At 62.6% G+C, this 17,371-nt stretch carries 16 protein-coding genes; 8 read left to right on the top strand and 8 right to left on the bottom strand.

Going from position 1 to position 17,371, the window contains the following annotated elements; all coding sequences use genetic code 11:
• The first annotated feature begins 18 nt into the window (after nucleotides 1–18).
• The gene (locus RTCK_RS10280) at nucleotides 19–1,743 is read left to right on the top strand and encodes an ABC transporter substrate-binding protein (protein WP_142519547.1); all 1,725 of its coding nucleotides are present in this window, start codon (nucleotides 19–21) and stop codon (nucleotides 1,741–1,743) included.
• Between the two features lie 60 nt (nucleotides 1,744–1,803).
• On the opposite strand, the gene RTCK_RS10275 is transcribed toward RTCK_RS10280, so the two are convergent.
• Entirely contained in the window at nucleotides 1,804–3,042 is a 1,239-nt protein-coding gene (locus RTCK_RS10275) for an ROK family transcriptional regulator (protein WP_142592738.1), read from the bottom strand.
• A 209-nt stretch (nucleotides 3,043–3,251) separates the two neighbouring features.
• Between RTCK_RS10275 and RTCK_RS10270 the strand changes: the two genes are divergently transcribed.
• From RTCK_RS10270 to RTCK_RS10255, 4 genes are all read left to right on the top strand, one after another.
• Nucleotides 3,252–4,277 (top strand): sugar ABC transporter substrate-binding protein, encoded by a 1,026-nt coding sequence (locus RTCK_RS10270; RefSeq protein ID WP_142592737.1) that lies wholly within the window; start codon nucleotides 3,252–3,254, stop codon nucleotides 4,275–4,277.
• 161 nt (nucleotides 4,278–4,438) lie between these two features.
• Nucleotides 4,439–5,521, top strand: a complete 1,083-nt coding sequence (locus RTCK_RS10265) for an ABC transporter permease (RefSeq protein ID WP_142592736.1) — start codon at nucleotides 4,439–4,441, stop codon at nucleotides 5,519–5,521.
• Entirely contained in the window at nucleotides 5,521–6,300 is a 780-nt protein-coding gene (locus RTCK_RS10260; protein ID WP_142592735.1) for an ATP-binding cassette domain-containing protein, read from the top strand. Before RTCK_RS10265 ends, RTCK_RS10260 begins: the two co-directional genes overlap by 1 nt.
• Nucleotides 6,297–6,917, top strand: a complete 621-nt coding sequence (locus tag RTCK_RS10255) for a nucleoside triphosphate hydrolase (RefSeq protein ID WP_142592734.1) — start codon at nucleotides 6,297–6,299, stop codon at nucleotides 6,915–6,917. The genes RTCK_RS10260 and RTCK_RS10255 overlap by 4 nt, the downstream gene beginning before the upstream one ends.
• A gap of 73 nt (nucleotides 6,918–6,990) precedes the next feature.
• On the opposite strand, the gene RTCK_RS10250 is transcribed toward RTCK_RS10255, so the two are convergent.
• Nucleotides 6,991–7,812: a bifunctional allantoicase/(S)-ureidoglycine aminohydrolase gene (locus tag RTCK_RS10250; protein WP_142592733.1), complete on the bottom strand. Its 822-nt coding sequence runs from the start codon at nucleotides 7,810–7,812 to the stop codon at nucleotides 6,991–6,993.
• A gap of 85 nt (nucleotides 7,813–7,897) precedes the next feature.
• Entirely contained in the window at nucleotides 7,898–9,460 is a 1,563-nt protein-coding gene (locus RTCK_RS10245; RefSeq protein WP_142592732.1) for a putative bifunctional diguanylate cyclase/phosphodiesterase, read from the bottom strand.
• Between the two features lie 135 nt (nucleotides 9,461–9,595).
• Between RTCK_RS10245 and RTCK_RS10240 the strand changes: the two genes are divergently transcribed.
• Together RTCK_RS10240 and RTCK_RS10235 are read left to right on the top strand one after the other, a co-directional pair.
• Nucleotides 9,596–10,075, top strand: a complete 480-nt coding sequence (locus tag RTCK_RS10240; RefSeq protein WP_142592731.1) for a pyridoxamine 5'-phosphate oxidase family protein — start codon at nucleotides 9,596–9,598, stop codon at nucleotides 10,073–10,075.
• A 120-nt stretch (nucleotides 10,076–10,195) separates the two neighbouring features.
• A complete protein-coding gene (locus tag RTCK_RS10235; RefSeq protein WP_142592730.1) occupies nucleotides 10,196–10,486 on the top strand; it encodes a DUF982 domain-containing protein in 291 nt (96 codons plus the stop codon).
• Here the strand turns inward: RTCK_RS10235 and RTCK_RS10230 are convergent.
• From RTCK_RS10230 to RTCK_RS10210, 5 genes are all read right to left on the bottom strand, one after another.
• Nucleotides 10,462–11,370 carry an SMP-30/gluconolactonase/LRE family protein gene (locus tag RTCK_RS10230; protein ID WP_142592729.1) on the bottom strand — a complete coding sequence of 303 codons (909 nt, stop codon included), beginning with the start codon at nucleotides 11,368–11,370 and terminating at the stop codon, nucleotides 10,462–10,464. The two genes, RTCK_RS10235 and RTCK_RS10230, sit on opposite strands and share 25 nt — an antisense overlap.
• Before the next feature lie 35 nt (nucleotides 11,371–11,405).
• Nucleotides 11,406–12,353, bottom strand: a complete 948-nt coding sequence (locus RTCK_RS10225) for an ABC transporter permease (RefSeq protein ID WP_142519536.1) — start codon at nucleotides 12,351–12,353, stop codon at nucleotides 11,406–11,408.
• A complete protein-coding gene (locus RTCK_RS10220; RefSeq protein ID WP_142519535.1) occupies nucleotides 12,350–13,291 on the bottom strand; it encodes an ABC transporter permease in 942 nt (313 codons plus the stop codon). Before RTCK_RS10220 ends, RTCK_RS10225 begins: the two co-directional genes overlap by 4 nt.
• Entirely contained in the window at nucleotides 13,288–14,751 is a 1,464-nt protein-coding gene (locus RTCK_RS10215) for a sugar ABC transporter ATP-binding protein (RefSeq protein WP_142592728.1), read from the bottom strand. The genes RTCK_RS10220 and RTCK_RS10215 overlap by 4 nt, the downstream gene beginning before the upstream one ends.
• Before the next feature lie 96 nt (nucleotides 14,752–14,847).
• A complete protein-coding gene (locus tag RTCK_RS10210; RefSeq protein WP_142519533.1) occupies nucleotides 14,848–15,864 on the bottom strand; it encodes an ABC transporter substrate-binding protein in 1,017 nt (338 codons plus the stop codon).
• Nucleotides 15,865–16,128: 264 nt separating this feature from the next.
• On the opposite strand from RTCK_RS10210, the gene RTCK_RS10205 reads away from it, so the two are divergent.
• Nucleotides 16,129–17,364 (top strand): GAF domain-containing sensor histidine kinase, encoded by a 1,236-nt coding sequence (locus RTCK_RS10205; RefSeq protein WP_142519532.1) that lies wholly within the window; start codon nucleotides 16,129–16,131, stop codon nucleotides 17,362–17,364.
• Nucleotides 17,365–17,371: the final 7 nt, after the last annotated feature.

The following is a 17,371-nucleotide window of genomic DNA, read 5'->3' as shown; positions in this document are numbered from 1 at the left end:
CAACCTTGGGAGGATGATATGCGACGGCATCTGATGACAACGACCGCAGCCGTGCTGCTGGCAATGACGGGTACCGCATTCGCGGGCATGGAGGAGGCAAAGCAGTTCCTGGACGCCGAAATCGGCGACATGTCGTCGCTTTCCCGCGCCGACCAGGAGAAGGAGATGCAGTGGTTCATCGATGCGGCGAAGCCTTTCGCCGGCATGGATATCAAGGTGGTCTCCGAGACGATCACCACGCATGAATATGAATCGAAGGTGCTGGCTCCCGCCTTCACTGCGATCACCGGGATCAAGATCACCCACGACCTGATCGGCGAGGGCGACGTCGTTGAAAAGCTGCAGACGCAGATGCAGTCGGGGGAAAACGTCTACGACGCCTATGTCAACGATTCGGACCTAATCGGCACCCACTGGCGCTATCAGCAGGCCCGCTCGCTGACCGACTGGATGGCGAACGAAGGCAAGGACGTCACCAATCCCGGTCTCGACCTCGAGGATTTCATCGGCCTGAAATTCACGACAGCACCGGACGGCGACCTCTACCAGCTTCCCGACCAGCAGTTCGCGAACCTCTACTGGTTCCGCTACGACTGGTTCAACGACGAGAAGAACAAGGCCGACTTCAAGGAGAAGTACGGCTACGACCTCGGCGTTCCGGTCAACTGGTCGGCCTATGAAGACATCGCGGAGTTCTTCACCGGCCGCGAGATCGACGGCAAGAAGGTCTATGGACACATGGACTACGGCAAGAAGGACCCCTCGCTCGGCTGGCGCTTCACCGACGCCTGGCTTTCCATGGCCGGCAACGGCGACAGGGGCCTCCCGAATGGGCTTCCCGTCGACGAATGGGGCATCAAGGTGGACGAGAACTCCCGTCCGGTCGGTTCCTGCGTCGCACGCGGGGGCGACACCAACGGGCCGGCCTCGGTCTATGCCATCCAGAAGTATCTCGACTGGCTGAAGGCCTATGCGCCGGCCGCAGCCGCGGGCATGACCTTCTCGGAATCCGGCCCGGTGCCGTCACAGGGCGAAGTGGCCCAGCAGATGTTCACCTACACCGCATTTACGGCCGACTTCGTGAAGGATGGACTGCCGGTCGTGAATGAGGACGGCACGCCGAAATGGCGTTTTGCGCCGAGCCCGCACGGTGTCTACTGGAAGGAGGGCATGAAGCTCGGCTATCAGGATGTAGGCTCCTGGACGCTTCTGAAATCCACGCCCGACGATCGCGCCAAGGCGGCCTGGCTCTATGCGCAGTTCGTCACGTCCAAGACCGTCGACGTCAAGAAGAGCCATGTCGGTCTGACGCTCACGCGCGAAAGCTCGATCCAGCATCAGAGCTTCACCGATCGTGCGCCGAAGCTCGGCGGCCTGATCGAATTCTACCGCTCGCCGGCGCGTGTCCAGTGGTCGCCGACGGGCACGAATATTCCCGACTATCCGAAGCTAGCACAGCTGTGGTGGCAGGCAATCGGGGATGCGTCCTCGGGCGCCAAGACCGCTCAGGAGGCGATGGATTCGCTCTGCGCCGAGCAGGAAAAGGTCCTGCAGCGGCTGGAACGGGCTGGCGTCCAGGGTGACATCGGACCCAAGCTCGCCGAGGAGCATGATCTCGAATACTGGAACAAGGATGCGGTAGCCAAGGGCAATCTTGCGCCGCAGTTGAAGATCGAGAACGAGAAGGAAAAGCCGATCACCGTCAACTACGACGAACTGGTGAAGAGCTGGCAGTCCAACTGATGCAAGCCGAGGGCGGAGCAAACCTCCGCCCTCCCCTCAGCCTCGGTTGACCTGGGGGAATCAGAGCTCGGCCAGGTTCTTGAAAAGCACGTTCTGGTCGACGAGATACCGCGCGAAGATCGGCAGGCTTGCTCCGCCGATCGCGCGCGCCTGAGCACCCACCTTGCCCTCGATGATATCCGGGATGATGACGCCCTGCAGATCGAGCCGTGCCACGGCCTCGATCGTTGCCGTGACCAGCCGCTCGCGCACCCATTCGGGGAAGCCTCCGTCGATCACCGCAGCACCGAAGTCGATAATGGAAGCCGCCGCAACGATCGCCTGCGCCAGCGCCGCAGCGCTTTCCTGTATCCAGAGTTCCAGCGGTTCACCGAAATCGATCCAGTCGTCCGCGGAGTACCAGAGCGGCTGAGGATCCATTCCCCGCTCCCGCAACAGGTTTTCCAGGACAAAGATCGAGGCGATATCGAGCAACTGCCGGGTTTCGCCCGCCTTGCCGCGCACCGGCAGGGGACCGACTGCACCGGCGGTGCCTGTGCGGCCCGAATAAAGGGCCGAATTCAGCACCACCCCGCCGCCGATGAACGAGCCGACGAAAAAGTATATGAAATCCGGATAGGAAGGCCCCACGCCGAAGACGAGTTCTGCGCCGCAGGCGCTCGTCGCATCATTCTGCAGGTAGACCGGATGACCGACACGTGCGGCCACTTCCGCCTGCAGGTCGAAATCACGCCATGCATCCATGGCTCCTGGCGGCGCGCCCACCTCGTCGGCCCAGTTCCACAGCTCGAATGGTGCGGCAATGCCAACGCCTGCAATGCGCTCGCGCTTCTCCGCACTCAGTTGCCCTTCGAGCCCCGCGATGCCGCTCGTGATGATCTGCATGATCTGGTCTGGCTGGGGATAGGCGTAGATCTCGTGGTGCTGGAGCCGGATCTGGCCGAGGAAGTCCATCAGCACGAGGTCGGCACTGCGCCGCCCGATCTTCACGCCGAAAGCATAAACGGCGTCCGGGTTGAGCCGCAGCGGGATAGAGGGCTGCCCGACCTTTCCCCGAATCGGTTCGCCGCGCAGCAGCAGTCCTTCCCTCTCCAGCGAGCGCATGATGACCGACACAGTTTGGGCCGAAAGACCGCTTCGCCGGGTGATGTCCGCCTTCGAGAGCGAACCGTGCAGGCGAACGAGCGACAGGACCAGCCGCTCGTTGTAAGCTCGGACGCGAACCTGGTTGGCGCCGCCAGTGAGGCTCCCCTGATGGGACACCAAGGTTGTTTGAAACACGTTTTCCCTTGCCGACATGGTCCGCTCCCAGGAATGCACAGAGCATTTCCGCCTACAGACTGGCAATGGATGATAAATAAATCAATCCGAATTATTTATTGACAAGGCTGCGGTCTTCTTCCTTAATGTTGAGCGTTGGGTTCGGCGGCTTTGGAGGAGGCTTTCCGCCGGATTGCGTCCGAGACCCCATCCGACCATCGGCCACCTGTATTCTCTGGGAGGAGACCATGAGGAAAACCGTCTACGCTACCGCCTTTGCAGCCCTTGCAATGGGCGTGGCCTTTTGCGCGCCTGCCAAGGCACAAAGCGTATCCGCCTGCCTTATCACCAAGACCGACACCAATCCCTTCTTCGTGAAGATGAAGGAAGGCGCGACCGCCAAGGCCCAGGAATTGGGCGTGACGCTCAAATCCTATGCCGGCAAGATCGATGGCGATTCCGAAAGCCAGGTCGCCGCGATCGAAACCTGCATCGCCGACGGCGCCAAGGGCATCCTGCTGACGGCCTCCGATACGAAGGGCATCGTCCCCGCCGTTCAGAAAGCACGGGATGCGGGCATCCTGGTAATCGCCCTCGACACGCCGCTGGAACCCATCGATTCCGCCGACATGACCTTCGCGACCGACAACCTGCTTGCCGGCGAACTGATCGGCAAGTGGGCGGCAGCGACCTTGGGCGATGCGGCCAAGGATGCAAGGATCGCCTTCCTGAACCTCACTCCGTCGCAGCCCTCCGTCGATGTGCTGCGCAACCAGGGTTTCATGAAGGGCTTCGGGATCGACGTGGCCGACATCAACAAGATCGGAGACGAGAATGATCCGCGTATCGTCGGCCATGACGTGACGAACGGCAACGAGGAAGGCGGTCGCACGGCGATGGAGAACCTTCTGCAGAAGGACCCGACCGTCAACGTCGTTCACACGATCAACGAACCGGCGGCGGCCGGGGCCTATGAGGCGCTGAAGTCGGTAGGGCGTGAGAGCGACGTGCTGATCGTCTCCGTCGACGGCGGCTGCCCGGGAGTGAAGAACGTCGCCGAAGGCGTCATCGGCGCCACGTCGCAGCAATATCCCCTGCTGATGGCATCCATGGGCATCGAAGCGATCAAGAAGTTCGCCGACACCGGCGAAAAGCCGGCGGCGACCGAAGGCAAGAACTTCTTCGATACCGGCGTGGCGCTGGTGACCGACAAGCCGGCCGAAGGCGTCGAATCCATCGACACCAAGGAAGGCATGGATAAGTGCTGGGGCTGACGGCAGCCCTCTGACGATCGGGAAGGGCAGCCTCAGCCTGCCCTTCCCGCACGCTTTGCCACACCCCCGGTATGTACCGGGCATTTCTACTGCTCCGCCGCACTCGTGGTAATATGCGTCAGCCATCAACCCCTGGGAGAGGGCCGTTGGGAGGAAAAGTCATGGGCGAGCCACAGGCAACCGCACATCATCAGCACGAGTACGAAACGGTTCTGTCGGGTAGCGCCAAGGAGGTCGCGTCCTTCGAGACCCATGACAAGACATGGCTGCAGCAGTGCCAGCATTTCCTGCACTCCAACCCTGCCGCCGTACCGCTCATCGTCCTCGTCCTGTCGCTCGCTATCTTCGGCCTGGTGCTCGGAGGCAAGTTCTTCTCGGCCTTCACACTGACGCTTATCCTCCAGCAGGTGGCGATCGTCGGCATCGTCGGGGCAGCGCAGACGCTGGTCATCCTGACCGCGGGCATCGATCTCTCCGTCGGCGCCATCATGGTGCTGTCCTCGGTGGTCATGGGCCAGTTCACCTTCCGATACGGGTTGCCGCCGACGCTTGCGATCGCCTGCGGCTTTGCGGTTGGCGCGCTGTGCGGCTGGATCAACGGACAGTTGGTGGCGCGCATGAAGCTGCCGCCCTTCATCGTCACGCTCGGCATGTGGCAGATCGTGCTCGCCTCCAACTTCCTCTACTCCGCCAACGAAACCATCCGCGCTCAGGACATCTCGGCACAGGCACCGATCCTGCAGTTCTTCGGGCAGAACCTGCGTCTCGGCGGAGCCGTGTTCACCTATGGCGTGATTGCCATGGTGCTGCTGGTCGCCCTGCTCTGGTACGTGCTCAACCAGACCGCCTGGGGCAGGCACGTCTATGCTGTCGGTGATGATCCGGACGCAGCCGAACTCGCCGGCGTCAACGTCAGGCGCATGCTGGTCTCCGTCTACACCCTTTCCGGCCTCATCTGTGCCCTGGCGGGCTGGGCTCTCATCGGCCGCATCGGCTCGGTCTCCCCTACGGCCGGCCAGTTTGCCAACATCGAATCCATCACGGCCGTTGTCATTGGCGGGTTGTCTCTTTTCGGCGGCCGCGGCTCCATCCTCGGCATGCTCTTCGGGGCACTGATCGTCGGCGTCTTCTCGCTCGGGCTGCGGCTGATCGGCACCGATCCCCAATGGACCTATCTGCTGATCGGCGTCCTCATCATCACGGCGGTCGCGATCGACCAGTGGATTAGAAAGGTGGCAGGCTGATGGTTCAGGACCCCATTCTCAGCGCCCGCGGTCTCGTCAAGCGGTACGGCCGGGTAACCGCCCTCGACAACGCCGATTTCGATCTCTATCCCGGCGAGATCCTGGCAGTGATCGGCGATAACGGTGCCGGAAAATCCTCCATGATCAAGGCGATCTCCGGGGCCATCACCCCGGATGAGGGGGAAATCCGGCTGGAAGGAAAGCCGGTGCAGTTCCGTTCGCCCATCGAGGCCCGCAAGGCAGGTATCGAGACGGTCTACCAGAACCTCGCCCTGTCTCCGGCGCTGTCCATTGCCGATAACATGTTCCTCGGTCGCGAGCTGCGCAAGCCCGGCCCGATGGGCAAATGGTTCCGCAAGCTCGACCGTTCCGCCATGGAACGCTTCTCCCGCGACAAGCTGTCGGAGCTCGGCCTGATGACCATCCAGAACATCAATCAGGCGGTGGAAACCCTCTCGGGCGGCCAGCGGCAGGGCGTCGCCGTGGCGCGGGCCGCCGCCTTCGGCTCGAAGGTGATCATCCTCGACGAGCCGACGGCCGCCCTCGGTGTCAAGGAAAGCCGCCGCGTCCTCGAACTGATCCTCGATGTCCGCCGCCGAGGCATTCCCATCGTGCTGATCTCGCACAACATGCCGCACGTGTTCGAGGTGGCCGACCGGATCCACATTCACCGGCTGGGGCGCCGTCTTTGCGTCATCAACCCCAAGGACTACAGCATGTCGGATGCGGTCGCCTTCATGACCGGCGCGAAGACGCCTGCCGAACCCGTCGCCGCATGACTCCGGATGCTGAGGCCGTTGCGGCAACACTTCTCGCCGAAGCGAGAGACAGAAAGCGATTCCTGGTGGCGATCGCCGGGCCGCCGGGAGCCGGCAAGTCGACCTTCGTAGAGGAACTGGCGGAGGCACTGCGGGCTATCGGACAGCCCACGGCCGTCGTGCCCATGGACGGGTTCCACATGGACGACCGCGTCTTGCGGGAAAAAGATCTGGCGAGACGGAAGGGCGCGCCGGAGACCTTCGACCGGCGAGGTCTGGCGGACATTCTCCGAGCGTTGCGGAAGAACGAGGAGGAGGTACTGGTTCCTCTCTTCGACCGGTCCCGCGAACTCGCCATCGCCGCGGCACACGTAGTCGGGCTCGGCGACCGGATCGTTCTTGTCGAGGGCAACTATCTGCTTCTCGACCGGCCCGGCTGGGCGCAGATTGCGGATCTCTTTGACTGGTCCATCATGCTGATGCCGCCGGTGGAGGTGCTGGAGGAACGTCTCATGCGCCGCTGGCACGACCTCGGCCTGGACGATGCCGCTGCGCGGGCCAAGGTGCGGGAGAACGACCTGCCGAACGGCCTGCTGGTGCGGACGGCAAGCAGGAAGGCAGACCTCACGCTGTCCTAGCAGTCCCGTGAAGCCGGCATCCTTGCAGGGGAACCAGTCCCCTGCCGCGACTGCCAGGCGTTACAATTCTGGTCTACCAAAGCGGTACGTGCCGATTGACGTCCTTGTAGAGGAGGTAGCGGAAACGGCCGGGGCCACCCGCATAGCAGGCCTGCGGGCAGAAGGCGCGCAGCCACATGAAGTCTCCGGCTTCCACCTCCACCCAGTCCTTGTTAAGCCGGTAGACTGCCTTGCCCTCGAGCACGTAAAGGCCGTGCTCCATGACATGGGTTTCCATGAACGGGATCGTGCCGCCGGGCTCGAAGGTCACGATGTTGACATGCATGTCGTAGCGGACATCCGCCGGGTCGATGAAACGCGTCGTCGCCCATGTGCCGTCCGTATCCGGCATGGCGACCATCTGCAGCTCGCTTTCGTGCGTGAAGATCGGTGACGGCGGTTCGAGCCCGTCTACCGTCTGGAACGCTTTCCGGATCCAGTGGAAACGGGCGGCAGCAGAGGTTTGGTTATACAGGCGCCATCTTGCGCCCGCGGGAAGATAGGCGAAGGAACCCGCCCTCAGCTCATGCGCCTCCCCGTCCAGTTCCACCGTCATCTCGCCCTCCGTCATGAAGAGCGCAGCCTGGGCACGAGGATCCGGCTCCGGCCGCTCGCTGCCGCCGCCCGCCTCGACCTCCATGACATATTGCGCGAAGGTCTCCGAGAAACCGGTCAGCGGCCGGGAGATGATCCAGGCCCGCGTCTTTTCCCAGTGCGGCAGAACGCTGGTGACGATATCGGTCATCACGGAACGCGGGATGACGGCATAGGCGGTGGTGAATACCGCCTTGCTGGACAGCAGTTCCGCCTGCCCCGGAAGGCCGCCAAGTCTGGAAAAATAGGTATTCTCGCTCATCGTCGATCCGTTGCACTCTGAAGTCACCGGCTTGCTTACGACCGCCGTGAGCCCGGTGCAATCCCCGATAGACGGCGGGCTGCACCTAGGCTGTGCTGAGCACCCGTTCCCGTCTCCGCAGAAAACCCGGAACCTCTTCCGCGGGTATAGGCTTTCCAAAGAAATAGCCCTGGCCGATATCGCAGCCATGACTGACGAAATGGGCAAGCTGCCCATAGTCCTCCACTCCTTCCACGGTCGTCCGGGCATGGAGGCTGCGGCTGAGGCTCAGCATTGCCTGGATGATCTTCTCCGATCGCTCATCCTTGCCGCAGGTCGCCACGAAGCTCTTGTCGATCTTGATCTTGTCGAAGCGGAAGCGGGCAAGCTGCGAAAGGTTGGAGTATCCGGTGCCGAAGTCGTCGAGCGCGATCTGGATGCCGGCCGCGTTCAGGCTTTGCATGATCTGTTCCGCCAGGGCAGGATCCGCGATGAGCGCGTTTTCGGTGATCTCGATCTCCAGTCTTTGAGGCGGCAGGCCCGCCTTCCCGAGAATATCCAGGATACGGGCGGGAAGCATCCGATCCTCCATCTGCACGGGTGACAGGTTGAAGGAAAGAACCATCTCGTCGGACCAGGATTTTGCCGCTTCGCAGGCCTGGCGCAGGAGTTGCTGGAACAGCAAGGTGATCAGCCCGGTCTCCTCGGCCAGGGGGATGAAGACGTTGGGCGGCACCTGCTCGCCATCCTCATTCGTCCAGCGTGCGAGGGCTTCGAAGCCGCAGACGTCTCCCGTCCTCAGATCGACGAGCGGCTGATAGTGAACAGCGAGCCGATCCTGATCGATCGCGCGGCGGAGCTCACCTTCGAGCTTCGCCCTTCGGGCCACTTTCGCCTGCATCTCCGGTTCGAACAGAATGTAGTTGTTGGGACCTCGGCTCTTGGCCTCATAAAGAGCGATGTCGGAAACATGCGAGACCTCCTCCAGCGTGGCACCATGATCCGGCAAGCGCGCATAGCCGATGCTGGCCCCCACTTCGGCGGTAAGGCTGCCGATCCTAACGGGCCGGGTGATGGATTGGATGAGCAACTGCGCGAACCGCTCCTCCTTCTCCCGCGTCAGGTTCCTGCCGATCGCGATGAATTCGTCGCCGCCGAACCGGAAGACGCAGTCCTGCTCCGCCAGCGCGCAAATCCGCCGCGCGACCTCCTTGAGCAGGGCATCCCCACCCTGGTGCCCCATGAGGTCGTTGACTTTCTTGAAGCCGTCCAGATCTATGGAATAGACTGTTGCAGAGGAAGCTACGGCCTCTTCGTCATCGACCGCCGGCGACGCGACCGCGCAAAGGCCCTGCCGATCGAACGCATACCGGTTGGGCAGCTTCGTCAGATGATCATGAGTTGCGATATAGTCCGCACGCCGTTCCGCCTCGCGGCGCCGAAGCATCTCGTTCTTCATGTCGAGGATGCGAAGGACGGAGTAGACGAAGCTGATCAAGCCTGCGACGTTGGCCGTAATAAGCAGGATCACAGCCTTGTCGCCGCTGATGGCGCGCAGTTGCTCGACGATCTCGCTCCTGAAGGTGAACGCTGCACCCCACAGAACAAATGCAGCAAGGCAGGCGAACAAGAACTGTTTGCCCGCACGGCTTCTTAGAAACTCACGCATACCGCACACTCCACCCTCCAGTAACGGTATCAGCAATTGCTGAACGAGACGTTCACGGGGGAGTTGTATGGGATGAAGGGGAACCGGTCGCCACGCCGGGGGTTTCTCCTGATCTCAATCAAAGGAGATCATTCCATGTCCAATCACGACGACATTGCGAAGGTGTGGGAACTCATCGACCGGATCGGCTTCTGCATGCTGGCAACCCAGGATGGCCGGGACATCCGCTCGCGTCCCATGTCGGCCTACACGAAGAAGAATGACAACGCCATCTACTTCCTCACCGACCTCGCCAGCCACAAGGACGATGAAGTTGCCCGCTGGCCCAATGTCTGCCTCGCGTTCGCCGACACCAAGGGACAGAAATACGTCTCCGTCTCCGGCTCCGCGGAGATTTCCAACGATCGCGAGTTGATCCGCGAGATATGGTCTACGCCTGCCAAGGCCTGGTGGGAAAGTGCGGAAGACCCTTCCATCCGCGTCCTCAAGATCACGCCGTCCTTCGCCGAATACTGGGATAGTCCCGGCACCGTGATGAGCTATATCAAGATGGCTGCCGCCGCCGTTTCCAGCGCCAAGCCGGACATGGGCGAGAACGAAAAGGTCAGCCTGTAAGCGCAAGGACCGACCGGATCCGGCGCCTCGGCGCCGGACCCGGACACTTTTGAATTTTCCCGGCAGCATGCAACTTTTTCCCGTCCTCCACGTTCATTCGCCCGAACTCAGGGTACTGCAATGAACATGATGATCAGGACCAGCGACGTTCGCTGGCTTACTCCCGTGCGTGTCCGCATCGGCTACGGATTTCCGGAAACCATCAGAACTCCGCACGAAGCGCTCAGCTATCTCCACTACCGCTGGCCGGCGGTCGATGGCGACCACTACCGCCAGGCGAAGGTGCTCTGCGCTGAAGCCGTCGAGCACCCTGGACTGACAGAGGCAGCCCGCGAAGCCTTCCTGCACGCCTGCATCGAGGCAAAGATGCTGGATGAGGCTCCCTCTCAGATGCCGTTGACGGCCAGATAGACCGCGTAGAGGCTGTGGGTCGCCGTGATGAACAGGCAGTTGCGGCGCGCGCCCCCGAAGGCGACGTTCGCGACCACCTGCGGCACCCTGATCTTCCCGAGAAGCTTTCCTTCGGGGGAGAAGCAGTGCACGCCGTCGCCGGCGCTGGTCCAGACATTGCCCTCCACGTCAACACGGAAGCCGTCCGGCAGGCCATTGTCCACATCGCAGAAGACGCGGCCGTTGGCCAGCCGGCGCCCGTCGATCACGTCGAAGACGCGGATATGGCGCGGCGCCCTGACGTCGTGGCTGGATGCAGAATCGGCGACGTAAAGCTTTGTCTCATCGGGAGAAAAGGCCAGGCCGTTTGGCTGCCCGAAATCGGTGACCACCGCCTCCAGTTCGCCCGTCCTGGGATCCAGGCGGTAGACGTTGCGGGTTTCCTGCTCGGGTTCCGCCTTGTAGCCTTCGTAATCGGACATAATCCCGTAGGTGGGATCGGTGAACCATATGCTGTCGTCGGAGCGGACCACGACGTCGTTCGGGGAGTTCAGGCGCTTTCCCCGATACCTGTCCGCCAATACCGTCAACGAGCCGTCCAACTCCGTGCGGACCACACGCCGCCCGCCATGCTCGCAGGAAAGGAGCCGTCCCTGCCGGTCTCGGGTATTGCCGTTAACGAAGTTGGAGGGAGCGCGAAAGACCGAGACGCCGCCTCCCGGCACCCAGCGCAGCATGCGCTCGTTTGGAATATCGCTGAATATCAGGCATTGCGTATCGGCGAACCATACCGGGCCCTCGGCCCAGCGGCAGCCGGAATAAAGCTCCTCGAGGGCCGAACTTGCGACCGTCAGCCGTCGGAACCGTTCGTCATGGATTTCGTAGATGGAGTTCGTCTGCGGCATGGATACTGTCCCGTTCGAGGGATGAGGGAAGGTGGTCAACGGGTCGCCTGCTTTCCGCCGGCGGCCAGGATGACTGCGATGATGATAAAACCGGTGAGGATGAGGCGGATGCCCGCGCCGAAGCCGTAGGTGTTCAGCATAGACACCACCAGGAACATGAAGAGCGATGCACCCCAGATCCCCGGAACATTGGAGTTGCCGCCGGCCACCGCCGTACCACCGATCACGACGACGGCGATCGACATCAGCAGGTATTCGGCGCCCATGTTGAGTGCCGCCCCGCCGGAAAAGCTTGCGAGCAGGTAACCGCAGATCGCAGCCAGCACGGCGCAGAGCACATAGGTGACGAAACGGGTGCCGTCGACGGGGATACCAGCCATCCGGGCAGCGAAGGGACTCTGGCCGATCGCAGCGATCCAGCGACCATAGATCGTCTTTTCCAGGAGCACCCAGGCGACGAACGACAGGAGGAGAGCCACAAGCGCCACGTTCGGGATGCCGAAGGTATAGGCGGTACTGAAGCTCGCCAGGGTTTCCGGCGGCTTGATGCGCAGGCCGCGGTTCGCCCAGATCGCTGTCGACTGCACGATGAAGCTCATCGACAGCGTCGCGATGATCGGCGGGATGCGCAGCAGCTTGATCAACGCGAAATTGCAGACGCCGATCGCGATCCCGATCAGGATCGAGACGAGAAGACCGGCGAGGATCATCCCGTCCTGCACGTCCATCAGCTTGAGCGCGAGGGTGCCGGACAGCGTCATGTTGGCCGGCACCGAAAGATCGATGTTGCCGGGTCCGAGCGTGATGACGAACATCTGGCCGATGCCGACGATGACGGAGAAGGCGGCAAACGTCAGCGCCGCCTGCGACAGACCGACAGAACTCGCCCCGCCGGTAAAGAGCACGGTGACGATCCACACGAGGGCGGTCGCAGCGAAAGACCAGATCCAGGCCTTGCCGAACAATGCACGGGTCGCTGTCATCGGTTGTTCTCCCGCTTTTCCAGCCGGTTCAGGAGCAGGCGGAGCGCCAGCACGACGATCAGGATCGCGCCCTGGGCGCCGATCTGCCAGTCCGGCGAGATGCGCATGAAGGACAGGAAGGAGCCGGCGAGTGTCAGCGTCAATGCGCCGATCACCGCGCCGATCGGAGAGATGCGTCCGCCGACGAATTCGCCCCCGCCGAGAATGACACCGGCGATCGACAGCAGCGTGTAGCGAAGCGCGATGTTGGCATCTGCCGCGGTCGTCAGGCCGACGAGGGCAATGCCGGACAAGACGCCGAAGAAGCCCGCAAGGCCGTAAGCGGCGGCGCGGACGCCCACCACGGACCAACCCGCCCGCTCCACCGACCGCGCATTGCCGCCGACGCCGCGGATCAGCACGCCGAACGAGGAGCGCATGACGAGCAGGTGGGTTAGAACCGCAATGACGATGCTGGCGACAATCGCCATGGGCACATAAGGAGGCTTGGAGGTCATCAGCCACCGTGCCCAGCCCGGCGCCTCTCCGCCCGGCGATGGCAGCATCAGCACCGCGAGACCTCCCCAGACGAAGCTCATGCCGAGCGTGACCACGATGGAGGGAAGCTGCCGCACGTAGATGACGATCCCCATGAGGGCATAGGCCGCGACAGCTCCAAGCAGGATGAGCACGCCGAGCGCCGGTGACGACTGCAGGAAGGTCGCCGTGACGCAGGCCGTGAAGCTGACGAAGGTACCCATCGAAAGGTCGAGGTCGTTGACCGCCATGATGAGCATCTGGGCGATCGTGGCGAGCGCGATCGGCACCGCGAGGTTGAAGAGCAGGTTGAGGCCGGTATAGCTCATCGCCCGCGGCTGCATATAGAAGACGGCAACCAGCAGCACAGCGAGCGATGCAGCCGGGATGATCATGCGGATGGTGCCGGATGACAGTCTCATGCCGCCTCCCCTCCGGCGAACGACGCCGCCAGAACATTGGCTTCAGTAATCTGGTCTCCGACCAGTTCGGCCGCGATCGCACCGTCACGGAAGACATAGACCCGATCGCAAAGCCGGATTTCGTCCATCTCGGTCGAGTACCAGATGAACGTGCGGCCTGCCGCCGCCTCCGCCCGCAGGATCTCGTAGACTTCCTGTTTGGTCCCCACGTCGACGCCACGCATCGGATCGTCCATCAACACAATCCGTGCAGTCGTCGCGAGGGCGCGGGCAAACAGTACCTTCTGCTGGTTCCCGCCCGAAAGTGATAAAATGGGATTGTGCATGTCCGGGGTGCGGATCTCGATCCGCTTCTTCCAGGTGTCGCTGAGGCCATCTTCAAGCGCCGGATCGACCATGGAGCGTGAAGACAGAGCCTTGAGCGAAGAGATGCTGAGGTTCCTGCGGATGCTCCACAACGAGAACGTTCCGTTCAGGGCACGGTCTCCGGCAACGAAGGCCATCTTGGGCTCGCGCGCCGGCCACCAGTTGCTGTTGGCGGACAAATAGAGATCGAGCAGGGCTTCCGTCTGCCCGTGACCGCCAAGCCCGGCGAGGCCGATGATCTCGCCGCTGAAGGCTTGAAGCCCGAGCTGCGAGCCATGTCGCGCCTCCATGGACAGGATCGGCTCGCGGGCCTTCTCCTTCGCCGTCCGCTGAAAGCCGTGTTCGCGCACCACGCTGCCCATGGTCTCGACCAAGCGGCGGGTATCGAAGTCGGTTGCCGGCCTGTCTGCGACCACCTTGCCGTCTTTCATCACGACGATCCGGTCGCAGGTGGAAAGGATTTCCCCGAGGATATGCGAGATGAGAAGTACCGATCCGCCCGCCGCCACGAAGCGCCGGACATAGGTCATCAACTGCGCCGCCAGCCCCGCATCGAGCGAGGAGGTCGGCTCGTCGAGGATGACCAGCCTCGGTCGCTCGGTACACGCCGCGAAGCTGATGGCGATCTCCACCATCTGGCGCTCGGCGATGGAAAGGTCTTCCACGGTGCTGTCGCAGTCGATGCGGTGGCCGGGGAATATCTCGTCGAGTTGCCCAGAGACCAACGACAGGCCCCTGCGTCGCCAGCCGAAGCCCTTGAGGTCGCCGTGCATGACGCGCACGTTCTCCGTCACCGTCAGGTTCGGGCAAAGCGAAAGTTCCTGGAAGACGCAGCGGACGCCGCTGGCGCGCGCGGCGGCAATGCCATGATACCCAGCCGCACCTCCATAGCTGACAGTGCCTTCCTGCGGGCTGAGGCCGCCATTGATGACGTTGACGATGGTCGACTTGCCGGCGCCGTTGTGGCCGACAAGGCCGACACATTCGCCTGCCCGGAGCACCAGATCGGCGCCGTCGAGCGCCTTGACCGCTCCAAAGGCGACCTTGATGCCGCGGGCGGCCACCACCTCTTCTCTCATCACTGCTTCATTCATGGAGACGCTGTCTTGCCTTGCGGTTCTGTGACAGGAAGCACCGGACGCGGCTCGGCATGAACCGCATCCGGAGCTCGGGAGGAGGAGCTTTGCTCCTTACATGGCCGCGCCGATGACCTTCTGGGCATCCTCGAGCGAATATTCGACGTTTGCGACGCCACCCTTCTCGGTCTTTTCGAGATTGGCTTCGAGGTTGTCCTGGTCGATCCGAAGGAAGGGCACAACGAGGTCCTTCTTCACATCTTTGCCGTCGAGGATCTGCTGAGCGACCCAGAAAGCGAGCGTCGAGACGCCCGGCGCGATCGACACCGACATGGTCTCGTAGCCGTTGGCATCCTTCTGCTGCTTCCACCACAGAAGCTCGTCCTCGCGGTTGCCCATCACGATGGTCGGGATCGGCCGATTTGCGGCGGCAAAGGCCTGAGCTGCGCCGTAGCCGTCACCACCCTGAGTCACGACGGCCTTGATTTCGGGCAGGCTTGGCAGGATGCCGGCAACCGCGCGCTGCGCCACGTCCTGGGCCCAGTCACCGTTTACGGATCCGACGATCTTGAACTGCGGGTTCTTTTCGACACCTGCCTGAATGCCAGCATGGATTTCATCATCCACCGAGACGCCTGCAAGTCCGCGAACCTCGAGAAGATTGCCACCTTCCGGCATCTTCTTAGCGAGGTATTCGATCTGGCTCTCGCCCATCGCCTTGAAGTCGACGGCGATGCGCCAGGCGCAGGGCTCGGTGACGATGCCGTCGAATGACACGACGACCATGCCCGCATCACAGGCCTCCTTCACCGCGCCGTTCAGCGCGGTCGGGGATGCGGCGTTGATGACGATGGCATCATAGCCCTGCAGGATGAGGTTCTGGATCTGCGCGGCCTGCTCGGTCGCCTGGTTCTCCGCCGTGGTGAACGCATCGGCCGCAGCGACGACGCCGTTGCTCACGGCTTCCTTGGTAATCTTGTCCCAGCTGGTGAGCATCGCCTGACGCCAGGAATTGCCGGCATAGTTGTTGGAAAGCGCGATCTTCTTATCCGCCGTCTCGGCCGAGACGGACAACGGTGCGGCTACGCATACGATGGCGATGGATGCCAGAAGCATCTTCTTGATGGTCATGGTATTCCTCCCTCTTGCCCTGCGGGCTCATCACGGGGCTACTCCTCAAGAGCCCGCGAATTGATGTTGCACTGGCGTTCCCACGCTCAGTAAAAGAAGAATGAAGGAGATGCCTGCTCTTGCAAAGGTGCATCCAAGCAACAGAAATGCGGATCAGCGCGCAAAATATGCGGGATCCCGCAAGACAAGCGACAAGCTGTGGCGCTTAATCAGGTGGGAAGCACCACGGCAACCCGATCCGCCGACGGCTGGGAGGACGTCCGCATGCTCAACACCGCGCGAAGCCCGCTCTTCGATCATTACCTCGGCATCTCCCGCCTGCTCGCCGGCCAGCTCGATTTCAATTCCATCATCCAGGCGGTCGCGGTCGAGATCGGCCACATCATCCCGCACGACCATCTGGACGTCTGTATCAAGATGCTCGATGGCAAGTACCACATCGCCTACGAAAGCGGCCTGGAAACGGCTTGGAGCAAACAGCCTCCGGCCCTCCTGACCGGCAGCCCGATCCGCAGCCTCTTGTCCGGGGAGGTAGGCCACCTGCTCTCAGGCAATGCCTGCGACGACCCCCGCTTCCACTTCGACGGCGCCTTCTCCAGCCCGATCATCGCGCTCTCCTTGCGCAGCCGCCTGCACGTCCCGCTCAGGGTGCAGGGCGACATCATCGGCGCTTTGAGCTGCTCGAGCCACCAGCCGGATTTTTACACGATGCAGGACGTGGAGAACGCACGCTCCATCGCGGATCTCCTGGCACCCTATTTCTTTGCCTTGCGGGCAGCCGAACAGGCGAAGAGGTCTGCCGTGGTGGAGACGGAAGCTCGCGCTCGCGAGGAAGGCTTGCGGCTCGGAGCGCTGAAGCTGACGGAGGCGCTAGAGGCCGAACGCCAGCGGATCGGCATGGACCTGCATGACCAGACGCTGGCCGATCTCACGCGGCTCGCGCGGCGCATGGAGCGCCTGACGCATCTGCCGGATGTCCCTGGCGATGCGCTGGAACCGCTGTTCCGCAGCCTGCAGCACTGCATGCACGACCTCCGGCAGATCATCGAGGAAGCCAAGCCTTCGGTGCTGCACCTGTTCGGCGTCGCTCAGGCCATCGAGAACCATCTTGAGCGCTCCGTCCGAGACAGCGGCCTGCCGATCGACTGGCAGGTGGTCGATGACGGCGACGGCAAGCTCGATGCGCTGGAGCAGACCGTCACGATCGCGCTGTTCCGCATCGTTCAGGAGGCCGTCAACAATGCCATCCGTCACGCCCAGCCGTCACGGGTCGAAGTTCAGCTCCACTGTGGCTACAGCGAGGTCGTCATCACCGTGACCGACGACGGCACCGGCATCGGCGATCCGCACGAGCGGATCGGTCATGGCATCGACAACATGCGCACGCGCGCCCGGCTGATCGGCGCCCGCTTCGAGATCGGCAACAGTGCCGATGGTCCCGGCACCGGCGTCAAAGTCACCCTGCCGCTTCGCCGCGCCGGCCGGCGCAAGGATCAATAGAGAGACC

The organism is Pseudorhizobium endolithicum, from assembly GCF_902153245.2.
Classification (GTDB): domain Bacteria; phylum Pseudomonadota; class Alphaproteobacteria; order Rhizobiales; family Rhizobiaceae; genus Neorhizobium; species Neorhizobium endolithicum.
This window is presented reverse-complemented; position numbering and strand designations above follow the sequence as displayed.